The 20,021-nt window shown below is 60.4% G+C and carries 19 protein-coding genes and 1 pseudogene; 12 read left to right on the top strand and 8 right to left on the bottom strand.

Translation table 11 applies throughout. From position 1 onward, the window contains the following. The 3 genes from PMI09_RS31855 to PMI09_RS08295 all read right to left on the bottom strand — a co-directional run. A partial coding sequence (locus PMI09_RS31855) for a hypothetical protein (protein WP_210160819.1) occupies positions 1 to 370 on the bottom strand: 370 nt, incomplete at its 3' end. A gap of 543 nt (positions 371 to 913) precedes the next feature. Further along, positions 914 to 1,699, bottom strand: coding sequence for an IclR family transcriptional regulator (locus PMI09_RS08290; protein WP_007791060.1), 786 nt, complete (start codon positions 1,697 to 1,699; stop codon positions 914 to 916). A 62-nt stretch (positions 1,700 to 1,761) separates the two neighbouring features. Then, positions 1,762 to 3,099, bottom strand: coding sequence for an MmgE/PrpD family protein (locus PMI09_RS08295; RefSeq protein ID WP_007791063.1), 1,338 nt, complete (start codon positions 3,097 to 3,099; stop codon positions 1,762 to 1,764). A 138-nt stretch (positions 3,100 to 3,237) separates the two neighbouring features. Between PMI09_RS08295 and PMI09_RS08300 the strand changes: the two genes are divergently transcribed. From PMI09_RS08300 to PMI09_RS08350, 11 genes and pseudogenes are all read left to right on the top strand, one after another. Further along, positions 3,238 to 3,543: a (2Fe-2S)-binding protein gene (locus PMI09_RS08300; RefSeq protein ID WP_007791066.1), complete on the top strand. Its 306-nt coding sequence runs from the start codon at positions 3,238 to 3,240 to the stop codon at positions 3,541 to 3,543. Further along, on the top strand, positions 3,543 to 4,913 hold the full coding sequence (locus PMI09_RS08305; protein WP_007791070.1) for an FAD/NAD(P)-dependent oxidoreductase: 1,371 nt from the start codon (positions 3,543 to 3,545) through the stop codon (positions 4,911 to 4,913). The genes PMI09_RS08300 and PMI09_RS08305 overlap by 1 nt, the downstream gene beginning before the upstream one ends. Continuing rightward, on the top strand, positions 4,910 to 6,046 hold the full coding sequence (locus tag PMI09_RS08310) for an NAD(P)/FAD-dependent oxidoreductase (RefSeq protein ID WP_007791073.1): 1,137 nt from the start codon (positions 4,910 to 4,912) through the stop codon (positions 6,044 to 6,046). The genes PMI09_RS08305 and PMI09_RS08310 overlap by 4 nt, the downstream gene beginning before the upstream one ends. A 30-nt stretch (positions 6,047 to 6,076) precedes the next feature. Then, a complete protein-coding gene (locus PMI09_RS08315; protein WP_007791076.1) occupies positions 6,077 to 6,958 on the top strand; it encodes a substrate-binding periplasmic protein in 882 nt (293 codons plus the stop codon). A gap of 55 nt (positions 6,959 to 7,013) precedes the next feature. Beyond that, complete coding sequence (locus PMI09_RS08320; RefSeq protein WP_007791081.1) at positions 7,014 to 7,790, top strand: amino acid ABC transporter ATP-binding protein; 777 nt, start codon at positions 7,014 to 7,016, stop codon at positions 7,788 to 7,790. Beyond that, the gene (locus PMI09_RS08325; RefSeq protein WP_007791085.1) at positions 7,783 to 8,433 is read left to right on the top strand and encodes an amino acid ABC transporter permease; all 651 of its coding nucleotides are present in this window, start codon (positions 7,783 to 7,785) and stop codon (positions 8,431 to 8,433) included. Before PMI09_RS08320 ends, PMI09_RS08325 begins: the two co-directional genes overlap by 8 nt. Continuing rightward, on the top strand, positions 8,430 to 9,152 hold the full coding sequence (locus tag PMI09_RS08330) for an amino acid ABC transporter permease (protein WP_007791087.1): 723 nt from the start codon (positions 8,430 to 8,432) through the stop codon (positions 9,150 to 9,152). The genes PMI09_RS08325 and PMI09_RS08330 overlap by 4 nt, the downstream gene beginning before the upstream one ends. A 63-nt stretch (positions 9,153 to 9,215) precedes the next feature. Then, positions 9,216 to 10,910: a dihydroxyacetone kinase family protein gene (locus PMI09_RS08335; RefSeq protein WP_007791090.1), complete on the top strand. Its 1,695-nt coding sequence runs from the start codon at positions 9,216 to 9,218 to the stop codon at positions 10,908 to 10,910. A gap of 447 nt (positions 10,911 to 11,357) precedes the next feature. Beyond that, a pseudogene (locus PMI09_RS32610) lies at positions 11,358 to 11,590 on the top strand (hypothetical protein). Positions 11,591 to 11,805: 215 nt separating this feature from the next. Next, the gene (locus PMI09_RS08345) at positions 11,806 to 12,171 is read left to right on the top strand and encodes a type II toxin-antitoxin system RelE/ParE family toxin (RefSeq protein ID WP_007791096.1); all 366 of its coding nucleotides are present in this window, start codon (positions 11,806 to 11,808) and stop codon (positions 12,169 to 12,171) included. A gap of 5 nt (positions 12,172 to 12,176) precedes the next feature. Next, on the top strand, positions 12,177 to 12,536 hold the full coding sequence (locus tag PMI09_RS08350) for an XRE family transcriptional regulator (protein WP_007791099.1): 360 nt from the start codon (positions 12,177 to 12,179) through the stop codon (positions 12,534 to 12,536). Between the two features lie 568 nt (positions 12,537 to 13,104). Here PMI09_RS08350 and PMI09_RS08355 read toward each other — a convergent pair. After that, entirely contained in the window at positions 13,105 to 13,386 is a 282-nt protein-coding gene (locus PMI09_RS08355) for a DUF982 domain-containing protein (RefSeq protein ID WP_007791104.1), read from the bottom strand. A 290-nt stretch (positions 13,387 to 13,676) separates the two neighbouring features. Here PMI09_RS08355 and PMI09_RS08360 point away from each other — a divergent pair, with 290 nt between their 5' ends. Continuing rightward, positions 13,677 to 13,952: a BON domain-containing protein gene (locus PMI09_RS08360; RefSeq protein WP_007791107.1), complete on the top strand. Its 276-nt coding sequence runs from the start codon at positions 13,677 to 13,679 to the stop codon at positions 13,950 to 13,952. A 257-nt stretch (positions 13,953 to 14,209) separates the two neighbouring features. Here the strand turns inward: PMI09_RS08360 and PMI09_RS08365 are convergent, their stop codons facing one another. The 4 genes from PMI09_RS08365 to PMI09_RS08380 form a co-directional block, all read right to left on the bottom strand. Then, complete coding sequence (locus PMI09_RS08365) at positions 14,210 to 15,487, bottom strand: type II toxin-antitoxin system HipA family toxin (protein WP_007791110.1); 1,278 nt, start codon at positions 15,485 to 15,487, stop codon at positions 14,210 to 14,212. After that, entirely contained in the window at positions 15,474 to 15,815 is a 342-nt protein-coding gene (locus PMI09_RS08370) for a helix-turn-helix domain-containing protein (protein WP_037082320.1), read from the bottom strand. The genes PMI09_RS08365 and PMI09_RS08370 overlap by 14 nt, the downstream gene beginning before the upstream one ends. Positions 15,816 to 16,368: 553 nt before the next feature. After that, positions 16,369 to 17,847, bottom strand: coding sequence for an HlyD family type I secretion periplasmic adaptor subunit (locus PMI09_RS08375; RefSeq protein ID WP_007791113.1), 1,479 nt, complete (start codon positions 17,845 to 17,847; stop codon positions 16,369 to 16,371). Continuing rightward, entirely contained in the window at positions 17,844 to 20,021 is a 2,178-nt protein-coding gene (locus tag PMI09_RS08380) for a type I secretion system permease/ATPase (protein WP_007791116.1), read from the bottom strand. Before PMI09_RS08380 ends, PMI09_RS08375 begins: the two co-directional genes overlap by 4 nt.

Consider the following 20,021-nt stretch of genomic DNA (forward strand, 5'->3'; position numbering starts at 1 on the left):
AGCGAAGAAATGCGGCGCGGGCAGCATCGAGTGTGATGTCCTGCCCAAAGTGGCACGACGAGCCGCGGCGCCAGCCCACGGGCCGGGACTGCATCTCGCCCCAAGAAGAGCAGAGCGAGTGTTCAGCGACCATCCTTCTCCGGCGACCACCCTTGTTCGATTCGTTCGATGAGCAAAGTGTCGTTCCATATCGATTTAATCGGTAGCTTTCGTTGCTCTTGACTAATCGAACCAACCATTCGGGTGTTTTCCCCGTCCCACAGCCACCAGTTTTCAATCCAGCCAGTTTGAGGATCAATGACCCCCGATCGAAAAAGCGGTAGTTGCCTTGCGTGCGGCGGGATATCGAACAGCCCGACTTTTCGTACAATTTTGCTCTTCAAGGCTGCTGCAAGCGGAAAGAATACGCACCTATCTGCCAAACAAAGGTGATCAATGAAAAGAAAGGCGGCTTGAATCGGCCGCCTTGTGTGAAATTATGGACGGAACGGACGAACGCTGGATGAAAACGGCAGCTTCGGCCCCAGGTCAGGCGACGCTGGACATCATCGCCTTCCATCCCGGCGGTGAGCGGTTCTGCATCAAGACCACCCCGATCCGGGAGATCCGGGATGGGCAGCGGAAACGCCGCTGCGCCGCAACGCCTCGTCCCCGTCTTTCGTCAATGCCGCCCGTAGAAAGATGCACGCAAGAGCAGCACGTATAGGTCGTTCGTCAAAACAAGTGGGCCGGAATATGTGACGACGTTCCGGCTTTATTTCTTCTGTGGCTTGTTCCGATAAGGCAGCAAGACAACCTGATAAGCAACGATGCGCTGCTTTGCTGGGCCATGACGCGCCGGCTGGATCGCAGATCGCTAATGGCGCCCGGTCCGGCGGTGGGTTCTCTGGGTTCTATCGTTGCGCTTGTGGCGTCAGGTGGCGAGTGGATTGAGCTGCTGCTCGATCTCCCGCACCTCCCTGGTCAACAGTGCGACGAGTTCTGGCCTTCTCTCGGCCGTTAACCTGGGGCTCGTGAGATTGATGGCAATCGAAGCGATTGCATCGCGGCCCGGCGGCAAGATCGGCACTGCGATGGAGGCAATCCCTGCGACAAGTTCTCCATCGTCGATCGCATATCCCTGCTCGCGGATCTTCTCAAGCGCGTCCTTGATCTTACGTGACGTGAAGGTGCCAAATTTCTTGTAGAGCATTGCGTTCGTGTTGAGAATGACGTCGGCTTCCGCCGGCGGAAGAAAGGCAAGAATGGCCTGGCTTGCCGGCCCTATACCCATCGGGATCTGCCCGCCGATATGGCCGGTCAGGCTGTCGATCACATAGGTGCCCTGCTGGCGGTCAACACAAACAGTGTTGAAGCCGGCACGCGCCATCAGGTACACCGAGTCGCTTGTCGCAGCCGCAAGCCGCAACAGCGCTGGGCGGGCGAGCTGACGAAGTCCTGTGCCATCGGCTGCCGACACCCCCATTGCAAAGAGCGCAAGGCCCAGCCGGTAGCGCTTTGTTTCCCGCTCGCGATCGACCAGGCCATGGCGCTCGAGGGCGCTAACAATACGATGAACCGTCGGCTGCTTCAGGCCCATGGCCTCGCCGATTGTCGCCATCGACGCACCGCGCTGGCCGACATCACCGAGATACTTCAGGATCGCGACCGCCCTGTCCAGCAGCTGAGTTCCTGTTGCCGCGATCTCGTCCTTCGCCATGCGTTGCCCCCAAACTCAAAGTTCGAGGAATTCCTTATACATCCGGGCGACATTGTAAACGTCTAGCTGGCGCTGCTTAATGTCTCAATCAGCGCAGCCGGATTATGATGGATGCCAAGCCCGTGGACCGCCGTCACAATACCTGCCGTCTGCTCCTGGCTCAGAGCCGACGAGAGCTTCATGAACTTTTCCTGCAGTTCGCGCGCAGTCAGCGGATTTTGCGGTTCGCCCCTTGGATGCAGCACTTCGATCGTTTCGCGTTTTCCCTTCGCCGTCATCGTCACACGTGCCGGCGTGGCGGCAGGAAAAGAATCGAAATAGTCATTTGCGCTCGACAAGCCGATGCGTCGGGCAAGCCCGGTCACGCGCTTGTCGAAAAGGTGCGCATCGTCCATCGGCAGCAACGCCTTTTCGCCGTGTACCAGTGCCAAGGCGACACAGAAGGGAATGCTATACTGTGCGGCCTCGGCCGATTGGGGCTCACTTTGGTTCGGCAGCGTCAGCGCACGCTCGAAGGTTTCAATCATCAAGCCCTCGATATCGTCGGGACCCGCCTGCAGTCGCTGAGCGAGAACCAATGCTCCATCAATTGCGGCATGTCCCCATCGGCAACAACTGTAGAGCTTGAAGTATGCCTCATCGATCGCCCAGGTCTTTGAATAGCCGTCCAGCAGACGTTGCCGGTCGTAGAGCGCGGGATCGTCCAGTATATCGAGGGGGCCACGATGGCCCGCAGCTGCAAGCGCCAGCGCCTGAAGCCCGTTCGCCGTAGCCCAAGGTATGCCTTCCTTGACGGTGTGGCCGAGCCTGGTCCAACCGGTCGCCGCCTGAGATGTCGCGGTCTGTCCCGCGATCGCGATGGCGTTGGCAATCACCGATGTCGACAGCCCTTTCAGCCATCCGCAGGCAGCCGCAACACCCGCTCCACACCACAGCCCTGTGTCCGTTGTGCGGATCGTCCTGATATCGCGCGCAGCCGAAATGCGCACGGCAATCTCGTAGCCAAGGACGATCGCGCAAAGCAACCGGTCGGCGCTGCAGTCGGCTGACCCGGCAATGGCAAGTACGGCGGGCACGATCGCGGCGGCGGGATGACCGGATGCCTTACGGTGCCCATCATCGAGATCAAGGGCGGCCGCGTAGGTGGCATTGACGAAGGCCGCTCCAACAGGCGGTAGACGCCGTTTTGTAAACCAGACGGCCGCTGCGCCGTCTCCCCATATCTCGGCTGCCGCCTTGAGCGAGGCTCGGCCCGCATCCGTCGTCGATCCTGCCGCCGCAACGCCGAGCGTATCCAAGAGTGTGCGACGCGCGGAACTGTGCACGCCTGACGGAACGCGGTCGATCCCGTTGCAACGGGCGGCCAGAACCGAAGCGCCGCATTCGCTGTGGCGGGTCATCGAGATACTCCCTGTGGTAGTATTCAAGTTTCGAGCATCCTTCTGTTGAACTTGCATCTGTGGATTTCTATCAGCATTGACATCCATAATATGGACGCCTAGCCTGTCAACATCAAATCCGGGAGGAAGGATACGAAGATGGTGGATCAGGCCCATTCCGGCCCGAAGAGACTTGCCGCTGCTGGCGCCAAGGCGATCCGGATCATGGTCGATGGTCGACCCTATACTGCCCGGCAAGGCGAGACCGTGCTGACGGCCATCAGGATGGATATCGGTCACGCTCGCAACTTTGAGTTTCTTCCTGAGAGGCGTGCGGGCTTCTGCCTGATGGGCACCTGCCAGGATTGCTGGCTGTGGCGCAAAGATGGGCGCCGCCTGCGGACCTGCACGAGCCGTGTGGAAGCCGACATGGAACTCTTGACGACTGCGCCGGAGGCGATCTGATGGACACGACCCCAGTCATTATCGGTGCAGGACCAGCAGGCATTGCGGCCGCAGCCGCCCTTGCGCAGTGCGGATTGCGGCCGGTTGTCATCGATGAGGCGGCTCAGCCGGGCGGACAGATCTTCCGCCATCCACGGGCCGAGCTCAAAAGAACCGACGACGAACTCTACGGCTTCGACGCAAGAAGGGCGGTCGAATTTCGGGATGGTTTCGCTGCGCTCGCACCGAAGATCGACTATCGACCCGAGACCCATATCTGGAGCGCATGCGAAGGAAAGCTGCATGTCGTCAGTAGAAGCGGGCCCTCCGTCCAGAACTGGTCCCATCTGATCATCGCGACGGGTGCGATGGACAGGATCGTGCCGGTGAAAGGGTGGACGGCCCCGGGCGTCTATAGCCTCGGGGGCGCACAGATTGCGCTCAAGGCGGAAGCATCCTTGATCGGCCAGCGCGTCGTCTTTGCCGGTACCGGCCCTCTCCTCTACCTCGTCGCCTACCAGTATGCCAAGGCGGGCGCGACCGTTGTCGCGGTTCTCGAAGTCGGCAATCCCTTCGGCCATATGGCGCTGCTGCCTGCGCTCGCTTCGGGCCGAACCGCCTTCACAAAAGGGCTGTTCTACATGGCCACGCTTCGCAGGCGCGGCGTTCCGCTATTGACTGGCGTCCGGTTGATCGAGGTCCTGCGCGGCGCCGATGATCATGTGACGGGCATTGCCTATCATTGGCGTGGCCGCGACAAGGTTGCGACCTGCGATGGCCTGGCAATCGGTCATGGCCTGAAGGCGGAAACCCAGATCGCTGATCTGCTGGGGCTCGAATTCTCCTTTGACCCTGTTCAGAGACAATGGTTGCCCCACGCCGATCGCGACGGCCGCTCGTCAATGGCGAACGTCTATCTTGCCGGTGACGGGTTTTCGATCCGCGGCAGCGAGACTGCCCAGGCCAGTGGACGGCTGGCGGCAGCAGCGCTGCTGCGTGACAGCGGTCACATTGAGCCGATCGAGATTGGACGTGACCGGCGCACGGTCGCAAAGACCGCGCGTTTTCGAAAAGCGATGGATCAGATCTTCGCGTTCCCGCATCGGGTCGCTGCCGCGCTTTCGGACGACGTCCTCGTCTGTCGCTGTGAAGGCCTGACCGCGGGGACAGTCCGTCAGGCGGTGGCGGCCTCAGGCGAGGCCGAGATCAATCGGATAAAGGCCTTTTGCCGCGTCGGAATGGGGCGCTGCCAGGGACGACTTTGTGGCGCTTCCGCTGCCGAACTCATCGCTTCGGCGGCTGGCGTTGGCATCGAGACCGTTGGTCGCTTGCGCGCACAGGCGCCCATCAAGCCAGTCACGCTTGCCGATCTTACCGGAGGCGAGCCGTGACCGGGGTCTTCGACATTGCGATCATCGGCGGTGGGCTTGCTGGCTGCTCAACGGCTCTCCATGCCCGCCTCAAGGGCGCCTCCGTGGTACTCGTGGAGCGCGGCCGCTGCGGCGCCCAGGCAAGCGGCGTCAATTATGGAGGTGTCCGTCAGCAGGGGCGTCATCCAGCCGAGCTTGCCCTTGCGCGCAGGAGCCGGGCAATCTGGGGCAGCCTGAAAAGTTTGATCGGCACGGACTGCGAGTTTACGGCCACCGGCCACTTGAAACTTGCCCGCAACGATGACGACATGGCCGAGCTGATTGCGCATCATTTGCTCCTTGGCGCGCACGGCATCCATACGACTGTTCTCGACGCAGACGATCTCAGGGGCAGGTTCCCATATCTTTCGAGCCGTTATGCGGGCGGCTCTTTGTGCGCCGAGGACGGTCAAGCCAATCCGCGGCTCGTCGCGCCTGCCTTTGCGCGCGCTGCCCGCGCACTGGGAGCCGACATTCGCGAGGGTTGCCCGGTGATCAGCGCCGAGCGTTCCAACAGCGGATTTTCCATCCGCCTCGACAATGATCCGATCGTGCTCACAGCGCGCCGTCTGGTCAACACTGCCGGTGCCTGGGGTGCGGCGATCGCCGCGCAATTCGGCGACCACGTTGATGAGACGGTGATGGCGCCGAACATGTGCGTGACCGAGCCGATCGCCCCGTTGATTGGTCCAAATCTCGGCATCTGTGGCGGCGGCATCTATATCCGCCAAACCGCCCATGGAAGCGTCATCTTCGGTGCCGGCCTCGGTACTGCCGATCGAGAGCGCCTGCGCGCCAGGCCGCTCGCCGAAATCACCATGGAGGCGGCCGCAGCAGCCGTCGCCATGGTGCCTGAGCTAAAGAACGTCCTGCTCTTGCGAAGCTGGACGGGCATTGAGGGACGGTTGCCCGACGGACTGCCGGTCGTCGGGCCAAGCCCAACCGTCGAAGGACTCTTTCACGCCTTCGGCTTTTCCGGCCACGGCTTCCAACTCGGGCCGGCCGTCGGTGCGGTGCTCGCCGAGCTCTGCCTCGAAGGTCATTCACCGACATCCATATCCGGCCTCGCCATGACCCGGTTCAACCAGCCTCCGGCGACGGCCGTTCAATCCTGAAATTCACAAGGGAAACGAAAGGGAACAGACATGCGACATCCACTTCATCAATTTCTCGGCGGCGCTGTGGCGCTCACAATCGGACTCGCATCGGGTCCGGCCGCGGCCATCGATCCGTCCTACCATCTGAGCGAAGAAAACGTGCTCTCCGTCGCCATCACCGGCGACATGCCGGGACTGGTCGCCCGCGATGGAAAGCTTGCCGGTTATGACGGTGACATCCTTCAGATCGTGGCCGACAAACTCGGCCTGACGATCAAGCCGGTGCCAATGGAGTGGTCGGGAGCGATCGCTGCCGTGCAGACCGGCCGCGTCGACATTATCGGCGGCAACGTTGCCTGGACAAAGCAGCGCGCCGATACGCTCTCGATGACGGATCCGACAGGCTACTTTCAAAACGGCATCACCTCGAAGAAGGCCTCTGGATGGCACACACTCAAGGACCTCGAGAACCGCAAGGTCGGCTCAATGACAGGCTTCTCGTTCCTGCCGGAGCTTCGACGGGTACCTGGACTGGAACTCTCCCTTTATGACAGCACCGACGCGGCACTTCGCGATCTGCTGGCCGGGCGTATCGAGGCGCTGGTCGGCGACCCGCCGGTCATCGACTATGCCCTGTTGAAGAATCCTGACTGGGGTCTCGTCAATCTCGCCTTTACCGACAATAACCCCGACTTTCCGCTGCTGACGGGTCTCGGCCGCCAGTATGTTTTTGGCCTGTCCAAGGAGAATGCCGCTCTTGCCGCTGATCTCAGCGCCGAGATTCGCGCGCTCTGGAGCTCATGTGACGTGAAGGCGATCGGCAGACGCTACGGCAATATCAGCGAGGCCAACTTTACGCCGTCGGCCGCAAACTTTCGGGTCGGCGCCGATCGCGCCGCCGGCTGGACGCCGCCAGCCTGCGGAAAATAGCAAGAGTGGCGGCCGGGCGACCGGCCGCATCCACCGTTCGAACAAGGAGGTCACCATGGCCGCCGACACTCTACTGGAGGTCGCCAATCTCGGCAAAACCTTCGGTCATCTGACAGTCCTCAAGAATGTCTCATTCAAGCTTGACCGGGGCGAGCGTGTCGCTCTGATCGGTCCGAGCGGCTCCGGCAAATCGACTTGTCTGAGAGCCATCAACTATCTCGAGCCACCGACAGAGGGCGAGATAAGCCTCGAAGGGCAGTTGATCGGACGCAGGCGGAATGGGCAGCCAATGACGGATCGGGAGATGGCGCCGCAGCGGGCGGAAATCGGGATGGTGTTCCAGCATTTCCACCTCTGGCCGCATCTTTCCGTTCGCGCCAATGTCGCGCTGCAGCCACGCAAGGTCAGGGGGATGAGCCGCGGTGATGCCGAGATGCTTGCAGGCGATCTGCTCGGCAAGGTCCATCTGGCGCACAAGGCCGAGGAGATGCCGCAGCGGCTCTCTGGTGGCCAGCAGCAGCGTGTGGCGATCGCCCGCGCGCTGGCGCAGCAGCCGAAGCTCCTGCTCTTCGACGAACCGACATCGGCGCTCGATCCAGAGCTCGTCGGTGAAGTGCTGACCGTGATCAAGGAGCTGGCAGCCGAAGGGCGGGCCATGGTTCTCGTCACGCACGAGATCGCCTTTGCGCGCGAGGTCGCCGATCGCATCATTTTCATGGATGGCGGGCAGATCATCGAAGAGGGATCCGCAAAGGCGGTGCTTGATCAGCCGAAGTCACCTCGCCTGAAGCAATTTCTCGCAAGCCTCAAGCTTGGGGGGGCCGATGAGTGATGCACTTCCAGGCTTGATCGCTGAGGCGTTGTTGACCGGAGCGCTGGTTACCGTCAAGGTCACCGCAGGCGCGCTTGCCGTTGCGCTCGCCATTGGCATGGCGCTTGCCGCAGCCGCCGTTTTGACGAACAACCGCATGCTCCAGACGACCATCCGCGTCTATGTCGAAGCGCTGCGCAACGTGCCGAGCCTGACATTTCTGTTCCTGCTCTATTTCGGCCTTGCATCGCTTGGAATCAGGATGCCGTCGATGCTGGCGGCCATCGTCGGGCTGGGCCTGATTGGCGGCGCAATTACCGTCGACATATTTCGCTCGGGGTTTCTATCCGTTCCCGCCGGCCAGAGTGAGGCTGCGGCATCGATCGGCCTGGCGCCCTTCGTCGCCTTTCGACTGATCGTGTTTCCGCAAGGATTGAGACTGGCGCTGCCCTCGCTCGGCAACTACGCGGTTGCGCTTGTCAAGGATACGTCCCTTGTCGCCGCGATCGCTGCACCCGAGATCATGTTCAACGCTCGCCAGCTCGTCAACGAGACCTTCGAAACAACCCTGATTTATGGAAGTGCCGCACTCGTCTACCTGGTTCTGACTGGCGCCGTTGCGCAGTTCACGTCCCTGGTTGAGCGCCGGCTGGAGACGCGATGATGTTCGTCGAAACCATTGCAGACAATGTTACCGACTGGGTGCCGCGGCTGCTCGTTGGCCTGCGATCGACGTTTGCGCTGACGGTGGGCGGATTTTGCCTCGCCTTCGTACTGGCGCTGCTCATCGAATATCTGCGCAGTCGCCGCAATCCCGCGCTCAGGCTCATTGCACGCCTTTATATCGCATGTGCGCGCGGCGTGCCGGTTCTGGTGATCCTTTATCTTCTCTATTTCGCGTTGCCGGTCGCAGGAATCACCCTGTCGGCCTTGTCTGCCGGAACGATCGGCCTTGCAGCGGTCTATGGCGCCTATCTCGCCGAAGTGTTCCGCGCTGGCCTTAGCGCCATTCCGACGGGCCAGCGCGAGGCGGCACTGGCAAGCGGCATGACACCATTCCAGACGTTCCGGCTTGTTCTTTTGCCGCAGGCGGTCCGGCATACGATTGCCCCGCTGTTGATCAATCTGGTCTCGCTGCTGAAGGACAGTTCCATCTGCGCCCTCATCGCGGTTCCGGAACTGACGCTGGTCTCGCGCGAGATCATGTCTGAGAGTTTCATGCCGCTCTCCGTCTTCGCGCTGACTGCGCTGCTTTATTTTGCGCTCGCCTGGCCGGCCTCGCTCGTTGCCCGCGCCCTCGAGCAGCGCCCTCATCGCCCGGCGGCGCAGCGTGACCGCGGCCGCAGCAAGCGTCCCGCCGTCGAAGTCACGGCCGTGGGGTGACCGCAAGGGTGTTGCCGCAGACCCATGGGGTCCAATAATCTTTACATTGCTATGGGAGTGAAGATGAAAAAACTGATCAACCGGCCGGAAGATGTCGTCCGGGAAATGCTGGAAGGCGTTGTTGCCCTGTCGCCGGCAACCGCACTCCTGGGAGACGAAAACATCGTCGTTCAGGCGCGACTGCCGGAAGATTGCGCCCGTAAGGTCGCGCTGATCTCCGGCGGCGGCAGCGGCCATGAGCCGGCCCATGCCGGCTATGTTGGGCCCGGCATGCTGACGGCGGCGGTGGCAGGCGACGTCTTCACCTCGCCAAGTGCCGATGCCGTCCTTACCGCGATCCGGGCGGTTGGCGGGCCTGCCGGCGTTCTTCTCATTGTCAAGAACTACACGGGCGACAGGTTAAACTTTGGGCTCGCCGCCGAGATGGCACGTGCTGAAGGGATACCGGTCGAGATTGTCGTCGTTGCAGACGATACAGCACTTCGTGACACGGTTCCTGCCGAGCGCCGCCGTGGCATCGCCGGCACCGTCCTGGTTCACAAGCTCGCCGGCGCGGCGGCCGCTGAGGGCCTGCCACTTGGCAGTGTCGCAGCGATCGCCAAGGCCGCGGCAGAGCGGATCTCCTCCATGGGTGTTTCGCTTGGATCCTGTACGCTTCCTTCCGTCGGCAAGCCCGGCTTTACACTTGGGGAGAATGAAATCGAGATCGGGCTCGGCATTCATGGTGAACCGGGTGTCAAGAGGATGGCCAATGCTTCGGCGGACGCATTGGTGGATCTCGTTATCGACACGATGATTGCCGACGGAAAAATCAAGCGTGGAGACGATGTCGCGCTCCTCATGAATGGCCTTGGATCGACGCCGCCCCTGGAGCTCGCCATCCTGGCACGCGCCGGGCTGGTGCGGCTTGAGCGAGAAGGCATGACGGTCGTTCGCAGTTGGGCCGGAACGTTCCTCTCCGCTCTCGACATGCCTGGGTTTTCGCTGTCGATTTTGCCGGTAACGGCAGACGACCTAGTGCGTCTTGATCATCCGGTCGAAACGCTCGCCTGGCCAGGCGGAGGCAAAGTCAATAAACCTGGAGCGACGATCAGCATCCCCTCCCATTCCGTACCCGCCGATGACAGTCGGCGCGCCGTTGTTACTCAATCGGGCCAGCGGTTGCGTCAACTGTTCGCCAGCATCGCCAGCGCGCTTGTCAATGCAGAAGACGAGTTGGCGCGACTGGATAGCATCTCTGGCGACGGCGACCTTGGGGCAAGCATGCGGCGCGGCGCGGACGCTTTGCTGTCCCTGCCTGACGCTGCATTCTCAAGCGTTGCTCAAGCCTTGTCGCAAGCTGGCGAGCGGGTCAGGAAAGCGATCGCGGGAAGTTCGGGGCCGTTCTATGCCACGGCACTCATGCGTGCGGCACGTCGTTTGTCTGCAATTGACGAGCCGACCGCCGCCGACATAGCAGGCGCATTTTTGGACGCGGTTCAGGCGATCATGGATCTTGGTGGGGCCCGTCCCGGCGACCGGACCATGGTTGACGCATTGGAACCCGCTGCCCGGACGCTCAGCGATCAACTCGGTTCGAACGTGGCGTTCAAGACCGCTTGGCGCACGGCCGTGGAGGCAGCCGAGGACGGAATGAAGCGGACGAGTGACATGCATCCGAAGCTTGGACGCGCGAGTTATCTCGGAAAGCGCGCAATCGGTCATCCGGACGCAGGCGCTGTCGCCGCCGTCATATGGCTAAGAGCCACGATCCAATAGCTCGCGGTGCAGCCGGCCGACGTTTTTGCTGTGAGGCGGAAGGGTTTCCAGGTCGATGTTGACGATCCGCTGCAAATGACATCAGCCAGATATTTTCTCTTGGTGGCCCCGACGGCGTCGGCGAGAATGGGATAGCTTTCGGTAGGCAACGAGGCTACGTGATGAACTGAAGGTGTGTGAGAGTGCTGCCGAGGAAAAGCTGAAATCAGCCAAGCCATTCCTCAAAACTGAGTGAACGCAGGCTATTCAGATTCTTGTGTAGAACGTCCTTCATTGGAGATTCTTAGAGAACGATTGCTCGGGTTTGGAGGCTGTATGTTGAGGCGATTTGCCTAAATGGCTTCGATCTTGGTTGCTGCGACCCGTCACCGTAAGGGACGGGAATCGTTCCTTGTTTCGGGCAGGCCTATGTATTTTATAGACAGTGAGAACCTCGCGGTGAAAACGATGTCTAGCGTTGCGGCAAAAGTTTTTGTCCACGGGAAACGCCCTTACGAGACGAATCTTTCGGCTGAGCAATTGGCATTGAAGATTTCCGACCCCGCAAGTGTCGAACACTTTGACGCGTCGGCATTCGGTTTCTATTCGGAAGTCGATGAAGGTCTCCAGCATGCGTTTCTGTATGAAATGCACATCGACCATAGGCCGCATCCGCGATCGCACGGAAATTTTCTGCCTAGGCAGGCTATTCGATGGCGTTAGCTGCTTAGTGCCATCTGTCCTGTGCAGGACGGAACGTGGACGCGGCGGGCGCGTCATACCCTTTGATCGCGTGATCACCCAGCGTCAGATTGACGATTATTCCTCAGATGATTCATGCAGGTCGCCGCCATTGCCGAAGGACACCATTGAAGCGTTCTCACCTACTCTTGACGCAACATAGCTTGGAGGCTATATGATCTGGGAGGTTAAGCTGCATGACGCCTTCGAGGCAGAGTTTGCCGCTCTTGAGCGCGGCGTCCAAACCGAACTTCTGGCTGTCGCCACGCTGCTTGGCGAATATGGCCCACAGCTTGGGCGGCCTTATGTGGACACGCTCAACGGCTCCAAACACGCCAACATGAAGGAAATGCGCTTTTCTGCCGCTGATGGCGAGTGGCGTGTCGCCTTCGCTTTTGATTCCGAGCGTAACGCGATCGTACTGGTGGCGGGTGACAAATCAGGTGGCAGTCAGAAGCGTTTCTACAAGCAGCTCATTGCAAAGGCGGATAGCCGGCTTTTCGAACATCTGGAAAGCCTAAAAACCGCAACGAAGGGATGAACGATATGGGCCGGAGCCTGACCGAAGTGATAGCCTCGCTGCCCCAGGATCAGCAGGCAGAGATCGAGACCCGCTATCAGGAGATGCGAAGGGAGGTCGAAGGGCTGCGAGAGCTCCGCAAGATTGCCGGTAAGGCTCAAGAGGAAATAGCGGCCGCGCTGAACATCAAGCAGCCGTCCGTTTCAAAGATCGAGAAGCAGGCTGACATGTACTTGTCGACCTTGCGTAGCTATGTGGAGGCCGTGGGCGGCAAACTTGAGTTGATCGTCAAGCTTCCCGGCACACCGACGCTTCACCTCGATCACCTTGGAGACATCGTCGAAAATCACCGACCAGCCCGCCGGCGCGCAGCGGCGCATTCATAGGCGAAGACGATCGTTTCCATGTCCGGGAGATCGATTGTTTTGCAACGAGCCGAGAGGCGCCCAGTTTGCGCACCCGGGCAGCGTCAGTTCTCCCGAATTCAAAAGGTACTACTACCGCAAGCCCCGGCCCGTCTTCCGCGCCTTTCCTCGAAGTTGGCGCGGTATGAAGACCGCACCTGCGTAACGATCGGAAATCGTCTCAGGTCCAAGCGAGCCTGTGTAGCAGGAAGTCAGGCACAGCTTTATGCCGCTCATAGGCAGCCATCTGCACTTCATGATCAGGCACGGCGTGTGGACATGCTTCGCCATGGTGAACTCCGGTCATCACGAGCGCCGAGCGGATACATACCGGCCTGATTGGCGCGCCGGATCGGTCATCCGGACGCGGGCGCTGCCGCCACCGTCATATGGCTAAGAGCCACAATCCAATAGCTCGCCGCGATGAAGGATGAGGGAGGTCACAAGCTCTCTTGGGATCCCCTCGGTGTCCCCTTGCGCCATCGTTTCAGAGGTGGACGAATGCTTCGCCCACGAGCACCTGCAAATGCGATCTGGCCGAGGCATACCGTCAGTGAACAACGGCGATGACGGGAATTCCGGCTTCCTCTGCAGCGCGAATAAGTGCGGCCCGTGCCGCCATCGCGGGGGTATGGCCGTGAATGGCATCCAGGCATGTTTTTACGGCCGCCATGTATTCCTCGCCATCGTCTGAGGGCCAGGCGACGATAAGGGCCTCGGCGACTTCCCGTAGTGATGTGACCAGCCTGTGCTTTTCTCGACCGCTCATTACAAGCAACAGAGGAGCGAAATCTTCGCTTCTGTGCCAATCCATTACACCTGCCCTTTGCATGGCTAATAATCCTTTAACCCTGCAAGAAGCGTTCCACATCCGCTGTGAAACTCACATGCCCACCCTGGATCGGCCACTTGGTGCTTGCTCGGGGAGCCCTGGCGGCAATTGCGCAACAACGACCAAGAGCTCTCTGATGTCCTCTCAACAAGGATAGGGGAGCATTTAAGTCAGATAACGCGGCGGAAAAGTCGGACCTAAGTCTGACTGGCGAGCCTAAGTCGCACCCATCATATTAGCATCATGTGAAATGCATGAAGTTCCGTGGAGGGGCGGAACAGGAGGATAGTATGAAGTTCGGCCCTGACAGCTACAGCCATGACGAGTGCTGTTCACAAGGCCATAGTTCGGCGTCGACCATCGCGACAATCGAAGCAGCGCTATCGGCTGATCCAGATATCGACAGCAGTGCCATTATGATCAGGATGCTCGGACCAATTGTTTTGCTTGAAGGTTTCATAACAAACACCGCAGACCGCGACAAAGCCATCTCGCTTGCCGCGATGATCGTAGGCCCGCAGAACGTGCAGGATCGGATGCTCAGCCGCTTCCCCCAGCAGGACTGAACGGTTTCGCGGAGCTTCGGACCAAGGTCCGACAAAGCGACGGACTGAAGCCCCACGTCTGGAACACTTCCTCCATTTAACGGTTTGACCCCAAGCGGAAACAAACCGCGTCAAAGGAGGAAACCGCCCACCAGATGAATTGAATCCGTCCAGCGGCTTGGCGGTCCGACGTCGACCTTAGGGCTTTTTCGAAATCAGGTAGCGAATGCCGCAACAGCGCCATTCAGCGGCCGGCCGACACGACTGAGCTTCGCCATCTAAATTTGTTCCGCTCCAAAACCGGGATACACGAAAGCACCTTCGATAGTCTTGCAATCGATTTCGGTCACGCCCGCTGAGCGCGCAACATGATACCAGGCGTCTCGAACTGTATTTGTCATGCTTTTCATGATCACGATGGCCTCTTCCCGGCTTAACAGGAAGCGATGGCACTGAGACAGTAAGTTGCTCGCACGAGCTATCCGACCCTGATCTCCGCAAGTAAGCGCCAAATCCCTTTGTCCGAGACTGATCGGCGTAGATGGGGTTAAATCATAAGCCGGTGACAACTTCCAATCCTTGTTCTTGGCGATTGCGGCATGGTTCCGCGGATGATCGTCGGTGTTGGAAATCAGCGCGTTGAAAGACATCCGTTTGAATAGTTCGTGTGCTTGCCGTTGGGGTGCCTCGCACACACGACGAAGTTCTTCGGCAAGCAGGATGTAGGACCAAAGATCACGTGAACGGTGACTGTCATCCGCCCGGAGGAGGGTCAACCCGCTCACCATCCTCGCCCGGTGATAGCCGCCCTGCACTTTTTCACGATCAAACCGCTTGACCAGAAGAACGTCGCGGTCGGCGACCGTAGTGATGCGACTATCCGCTGTCAGAAGGCCGCATTCTCGGCCGCGTTGGAGCATCGCATGTTCTACGCGAGCGTTATTCCATCGATCGTCGTTGCGATTGAATTTGGCAAGCCATAGGCCGTTGGCATCTTCCACGACGGCCTTTGGCCGCGCGCCGCCCATCGATGTCCCGAGCCGTAGAATTTCTTCGATTTGTTCTCTTTCTGCACTCGTCTCGACATCTTCGTCCCTCACCACCGCGTCTGCGATTTCCTGCAATCGTGCGAGATCAAACGTCTTGTTGAAGTCACGGCTGGGGGCTGGAGGTTTGACGTTTAGTCCGAAGCCCAAAGCTCCGGCCCGATCATCAGGGGAATTGAGCAAGTAATCCAATTCGTTAAGAGGCGCTTTGCCAACATGCCTTTCGATCAGTCTCCGGCCCCAATGGTCTGGTCCAGCATCTCGTAGAGAGCCGAATATGCCACCCATTGCCGCAGTTTCATAATTTCGAGGGGCAATCTGCAGGTCGACAGGGTCGATCTCGACTGCGTCGGGATTGTCTCGGTAGCTGCGACCATAGACAAACTGGCCCACGTTCGTGCCCTGCCTATCCCTGGTTAACGAGAAGCGCCCGGCCGTCACCGCCTTGATCTGCCCTGGGAGCGTTATGTAGACGAAACACTCCGACGGACCGCCTTTAGAAATCGTCATTCGATGTCCTTTGTCGTCTAGCCCGTGTTGGTGATCGAGCACTCTCAAGGGCTTTCCCTTCATCATCTGCGTCGGGGTCGGCCATTTGTGCAAGCTGATCCGCCATCCCGAATACCCAAAGCATGGCGGCGTAGACGGCAATGCTTGTGGACGCCTTCCCCTTCTCGGCATCCGAGACCACGTGTCTGCCAACGCCGATTTTTTCAGCCACGTCCTGTACTTTCAAATTCCGTCGAAGGCGCGCCGTCCTGAGATGCGCGCCGAGAGTTATTAGGGAACGCTCCACCATGTACGGGGGCGCCAAACTCAAGGCATTTCTTTTCGACATGGCGGTTAAATCCTCCACAAACTGATTTAATGGTCGTTTTAACAACCATATAAACCGCGTATAACATGTCGGATTGTGGTTGATAAAAACTACAGGCTCTGTAGACGATGCTCGTGACCCGTTGAACGATCAGCGCACCGACGCTGCATTCCTGGATGTTATTCTTGGCAACGAACGATGACCCCAGTTGCGTTGTTGAAGCGCTGGGGTGTCGTTCATTCTCGCCACAGCGTGCGATACAGCAAAGCTTGCGGGCACTGAGACAATTCCATGAGGCCGCCCTTGGAGGGGCAATCCAGCCTCTCCATCTCACCTCAAGTGGGATTCAGCTCAGGTCCAAGAGAACCTGTGATGCCGTAAACCTTCGCAAAAACGTGGATGCGCTAGCCTCCAAGTGGAAACGCAAAGCACGCAAGAAAGCCTGAACCTGCGGTCCTCGGCGAATGCTTACCTGTCTTCACGGACTTGGGATTACTCGTGATCTTGTCCTGGATTCGATACTGGAGGTGCATAGTCGCAGTCTCTCAGTCACGTATCCGACGGAATCCAGGCCTCACCGCTCCTTCATCGCCCCGGAGGCGATCTCAGCCAGCGGCGAAAACAGGTATTCGAGGATGCGGCGCTTGCCGGTCTTGATCTCGACGGTGACGGACATGCCCGATGACAGCGGTTGCCTGAGGCCCTCGATCTCGATGTCGTGAACGTCCAGCCTGACGGTTACCGGGAACACGAGGTTCTGGACACGCTGGGCATTGGCGATCGGCACCGCACTCTGCAACGCCTTGGCGGGATCGCCTTCGAGTTGACCCGCATCCGGCTCGGGGATGGCGTCGCGAGCCACACCGGTTACCCGTCCGGTGATGATGCCGTAGCGGGTGAAGGGGAAAGCCTCGACCTTGACGACGACAGGCTGACCGACGGCAACAAAGCCGATGTCACGGTTCGGCAGATAGGCCTCGACCTCCAGGGTGCCGTCTCCAGGAACAATCCGCATGAGTTCGGCGCCGGCTGAGACCACCTGGCCAACAGTGGTGATGGCGGACGCCTGGACGGTGCCATCAATCGGGCTCGCGATGGTCATGGACTGACGCCGCTTGCGCGCCTTGATCAATTGCTGTTCCAGGGTGTCGGCGCGTCTGGCTGCCTCGCCCTCTCGGCTGACGTTGTCGGCGATGAAGGTGGCCAGTGTCTTGTCGCCGTCGCTTGAGGCGACGCTGAGCGAGGCTTTGGCCTCGGTCAGTTGCCCGCTCTCCTCGGTCAGGACCGCCAGTTCCTTCTGCTGCGTCTCCATTGCATCGATAAGGGAGGCCCGCGTACCTACCGATTGGTCGATCAGCGCATTGTGGATCTTGACCCGTTCTGTGAGCGTGTCGACCAAGGTGGTCTGCGCCCTGACGGTCTGCTCCAGGCGGGCAACCGTCGCCTCGCTCTGGGTTCTTTGGGCGGCGATGTTGGCAAGTGCGGTATCGAGCTGCGAGAGATCGGCGCGGTAGATCGCCTGTTCGCGATCGCGAACGTCGGGAGCGACCGTGCCGGGAAAGACGAGTTCCCGCTGGATGCCCGGCCGTTCCGTCAACCAGATCCCATCGCCCTGCCAGCGCTGGGCGGTGTCCACAACAGATTTGCGGCGGGTGACCTCCGCCTGCAGCGCCTCCAACTCGGTGAGGATCCCGTCCTCGTCGGACTTCAGCTCGGTTTCGTCGAGCTGCACCAAGAGATCGCCGGCCTTGACCCGCGCTCCGTTGGTGACCGGAACCGAGATCGTCTTACCCGTCTCGATCGATTGGATCACCTTCACCCGCCCAGTCGGCTGGATCTTGCCCTGAGCGGTCGCGACGATGTCGAAGGTGCCGAGATAGCTCCAGACGAGAGCGCTGATCACCACGGTCGCAATGAACCACATGAACGCGGTGCGGATCGGCGATGCCGGGGTCTCGAGGATCTCGAGGGCGGCCGGCAGGAAGGCGTTGTCGGCGCGCGGCCGCTTCGGCGGACGACCTTTCCGCTTGTTGGGGCGCACGAGCACGTTCATGCCTGGTTGAACCCCGTCTGCAATGCCCAGAGATGCGCATAGAGACCGTTGGGACGGGCAAGCAGGCTCTCGTGGTTACCCTCCTCGACGATGCGGCCGTCCTTCATGCCGATGATGCGATCGCAGTGGCGCACCGTCGCCAGCCGGTGGGCGATGATGATCACGGTACGGCCTTTGACGATCTCCCTCATATTGCCGAGGATGATCCGCTCGCTCTCGTAGTCGAGGGCGGAGGTCGCCTCATCAAGGATCAGGATCGGCGGGTTGGTCGCCAGGGCTCGGGCAATCGCCAGGCGCTGGCGCTGTCCGCCCGAGAGATTGGCGCCGCGCTCCTCGATCAGCGTGTCGTAGCCGCGCGGCAGCTTGGCGATGAACTCGTCGGCACCCGAGAGCCGTGCCATCCGCATGGCCGCTGCGCGCGACATCGACGGGTTCACCAGGCAGATGTTGTCGTGGATCGTCCGGTTGAACAGCATGTTTTCCTGCAGCACGACCCCGATATTGGCCCGCAACCAGGCCGGATCGACCTGGGCGATGTCCTGCCCGTCGACGAAGACCTGCCCGCTGCTTGGTACGTAGAAGCGCTGCACGAGCTTGGTGAGCGTCGACTTGCCGGAGCCGGACGGTCCGACAATGCCGATGACCTCGCCCGGCCGGATGCCGAAGCTGATGTCCTTCAGCACCTCAGGACCGTCATGCGAATAGCGGAAGTTGACGTGCTTGAAGCCGATCGCACCCTTCGGCGGCGGCAGGCTGACGGCGACCGATGGGCGCGGTTCCGCCGGCGCGTTGAGGATATCCGCCAGTCGAGCCACCGAGACCTGCACCTGCTGGAAGTCCTGCCAGAGTTGCGACAGCCGCAGGATCGGTTGGGAGACCTGTCCGGCGATCATGTTGAAGGCGACGAGAGCGCCGACCGTCAGCTCACCATCAATTACCGCCTGCGCGCCGAAGAGCAGTAACGCGGCCGACGTGATCTTGCTGACGTATTGGATGGCGTTCTGGCCCTTGGCGGCAAGCATGGTGGTCGCGAAGGACGACTGGACGTATCCCGCAAGCCGCTCCTCCCATTGCGAGGCCACGACCGGCTCGACAGCCGACGCCTTCAGCGTCTGAACGCCGACGACGGTCTCCACGAGGAACTGCTGGCTGTAGGCGCCGCGCTCGAACTTCTCGTCGATCTTGTCTTTGAGCAGTGGGCGGATCAGGAAGCCGATCGCCAAATAGAAAGGGATCGAGGCGACGACGATCCAGGCGAGCCGTGTCGAATAAGAGAACAAGACGAAGATGAAGACGAAGGTGAAGATCAGGTCGAGGCCGGAGAACAGTCCCTGCCCGGTCAGGAAGTTGCGGATCGTCTCCAGCTCGCGCACGCGGGCGATCGTTTGGCCGGTCGGGCGCGTCTCGAAGTAGTTGAGCGGCAGGTTGAGCAGATGCCGGAACAATCGTCGTCCGAGTTCGACGTCGATACGGTTGGTGGTATGCGAGAGTGCATAGGTGCGCATATATTGCAGGATCACGTCGAACAGGCCGACGGCAACCAGTCCGACGACCAGAACGATGAGCGTCGAATAGCTGCGATGCGCCAGCACCTTGTCGACCACGACCTGGAAGAACAGGGGCGTGATCAGCGCGAATATCTGCACGATCAAAGAGGCCAACAACACATGGCCGAAGGCATGGCGATAACGCCAGATCGACGGCAGGAACCAGCGGAAGCCGAAGGCGTCGCGCGCCGCACCCGGTCCGGCGAAGCGCCGCTGCAGGAGAATGAATGTTCCCGAGGTCTCGGCAAGCAGGGCGGATGCATCGACAGGCCGGGTGGTAAAGTCGAGCGGATTGACGAGCTGGTACATCGCATCGGCATTGGCCGCACCGAGAATGGCGAAGGAACCGTCGAGTAGGCAGGCGATCGCCGGAACGGGCAAAGTTGCCAACCGCGCGGCGCTGACGCCGCACACCGTCCTTGCCTTCAGGCCGATAATCTTGCCGGCGCGCAGGAGGTCATCGGCGACCGCGGGCTTATCCAGCGCCAGCTCGCGGGTAAGCGTCTCCGGTCGGGATGCGATCCGAAAGTAACCTGCTATGGCGGCAATGGCGGCAAGGCCGCTGTCGGGCGGCAGAGCAGCACTGTTGCCGCTCTGCTCCGCCTCATCGATGAGGGCGACGGACAT

Source organism: Rhizobium sp. CF122, from assembly GCF_000282035.1.
Classification (GTDB): Bacteria; Pseudomonadota; Alphaproteobacteria; order Rhizobiales; family Rhizobiaceae; genus Rhizobium.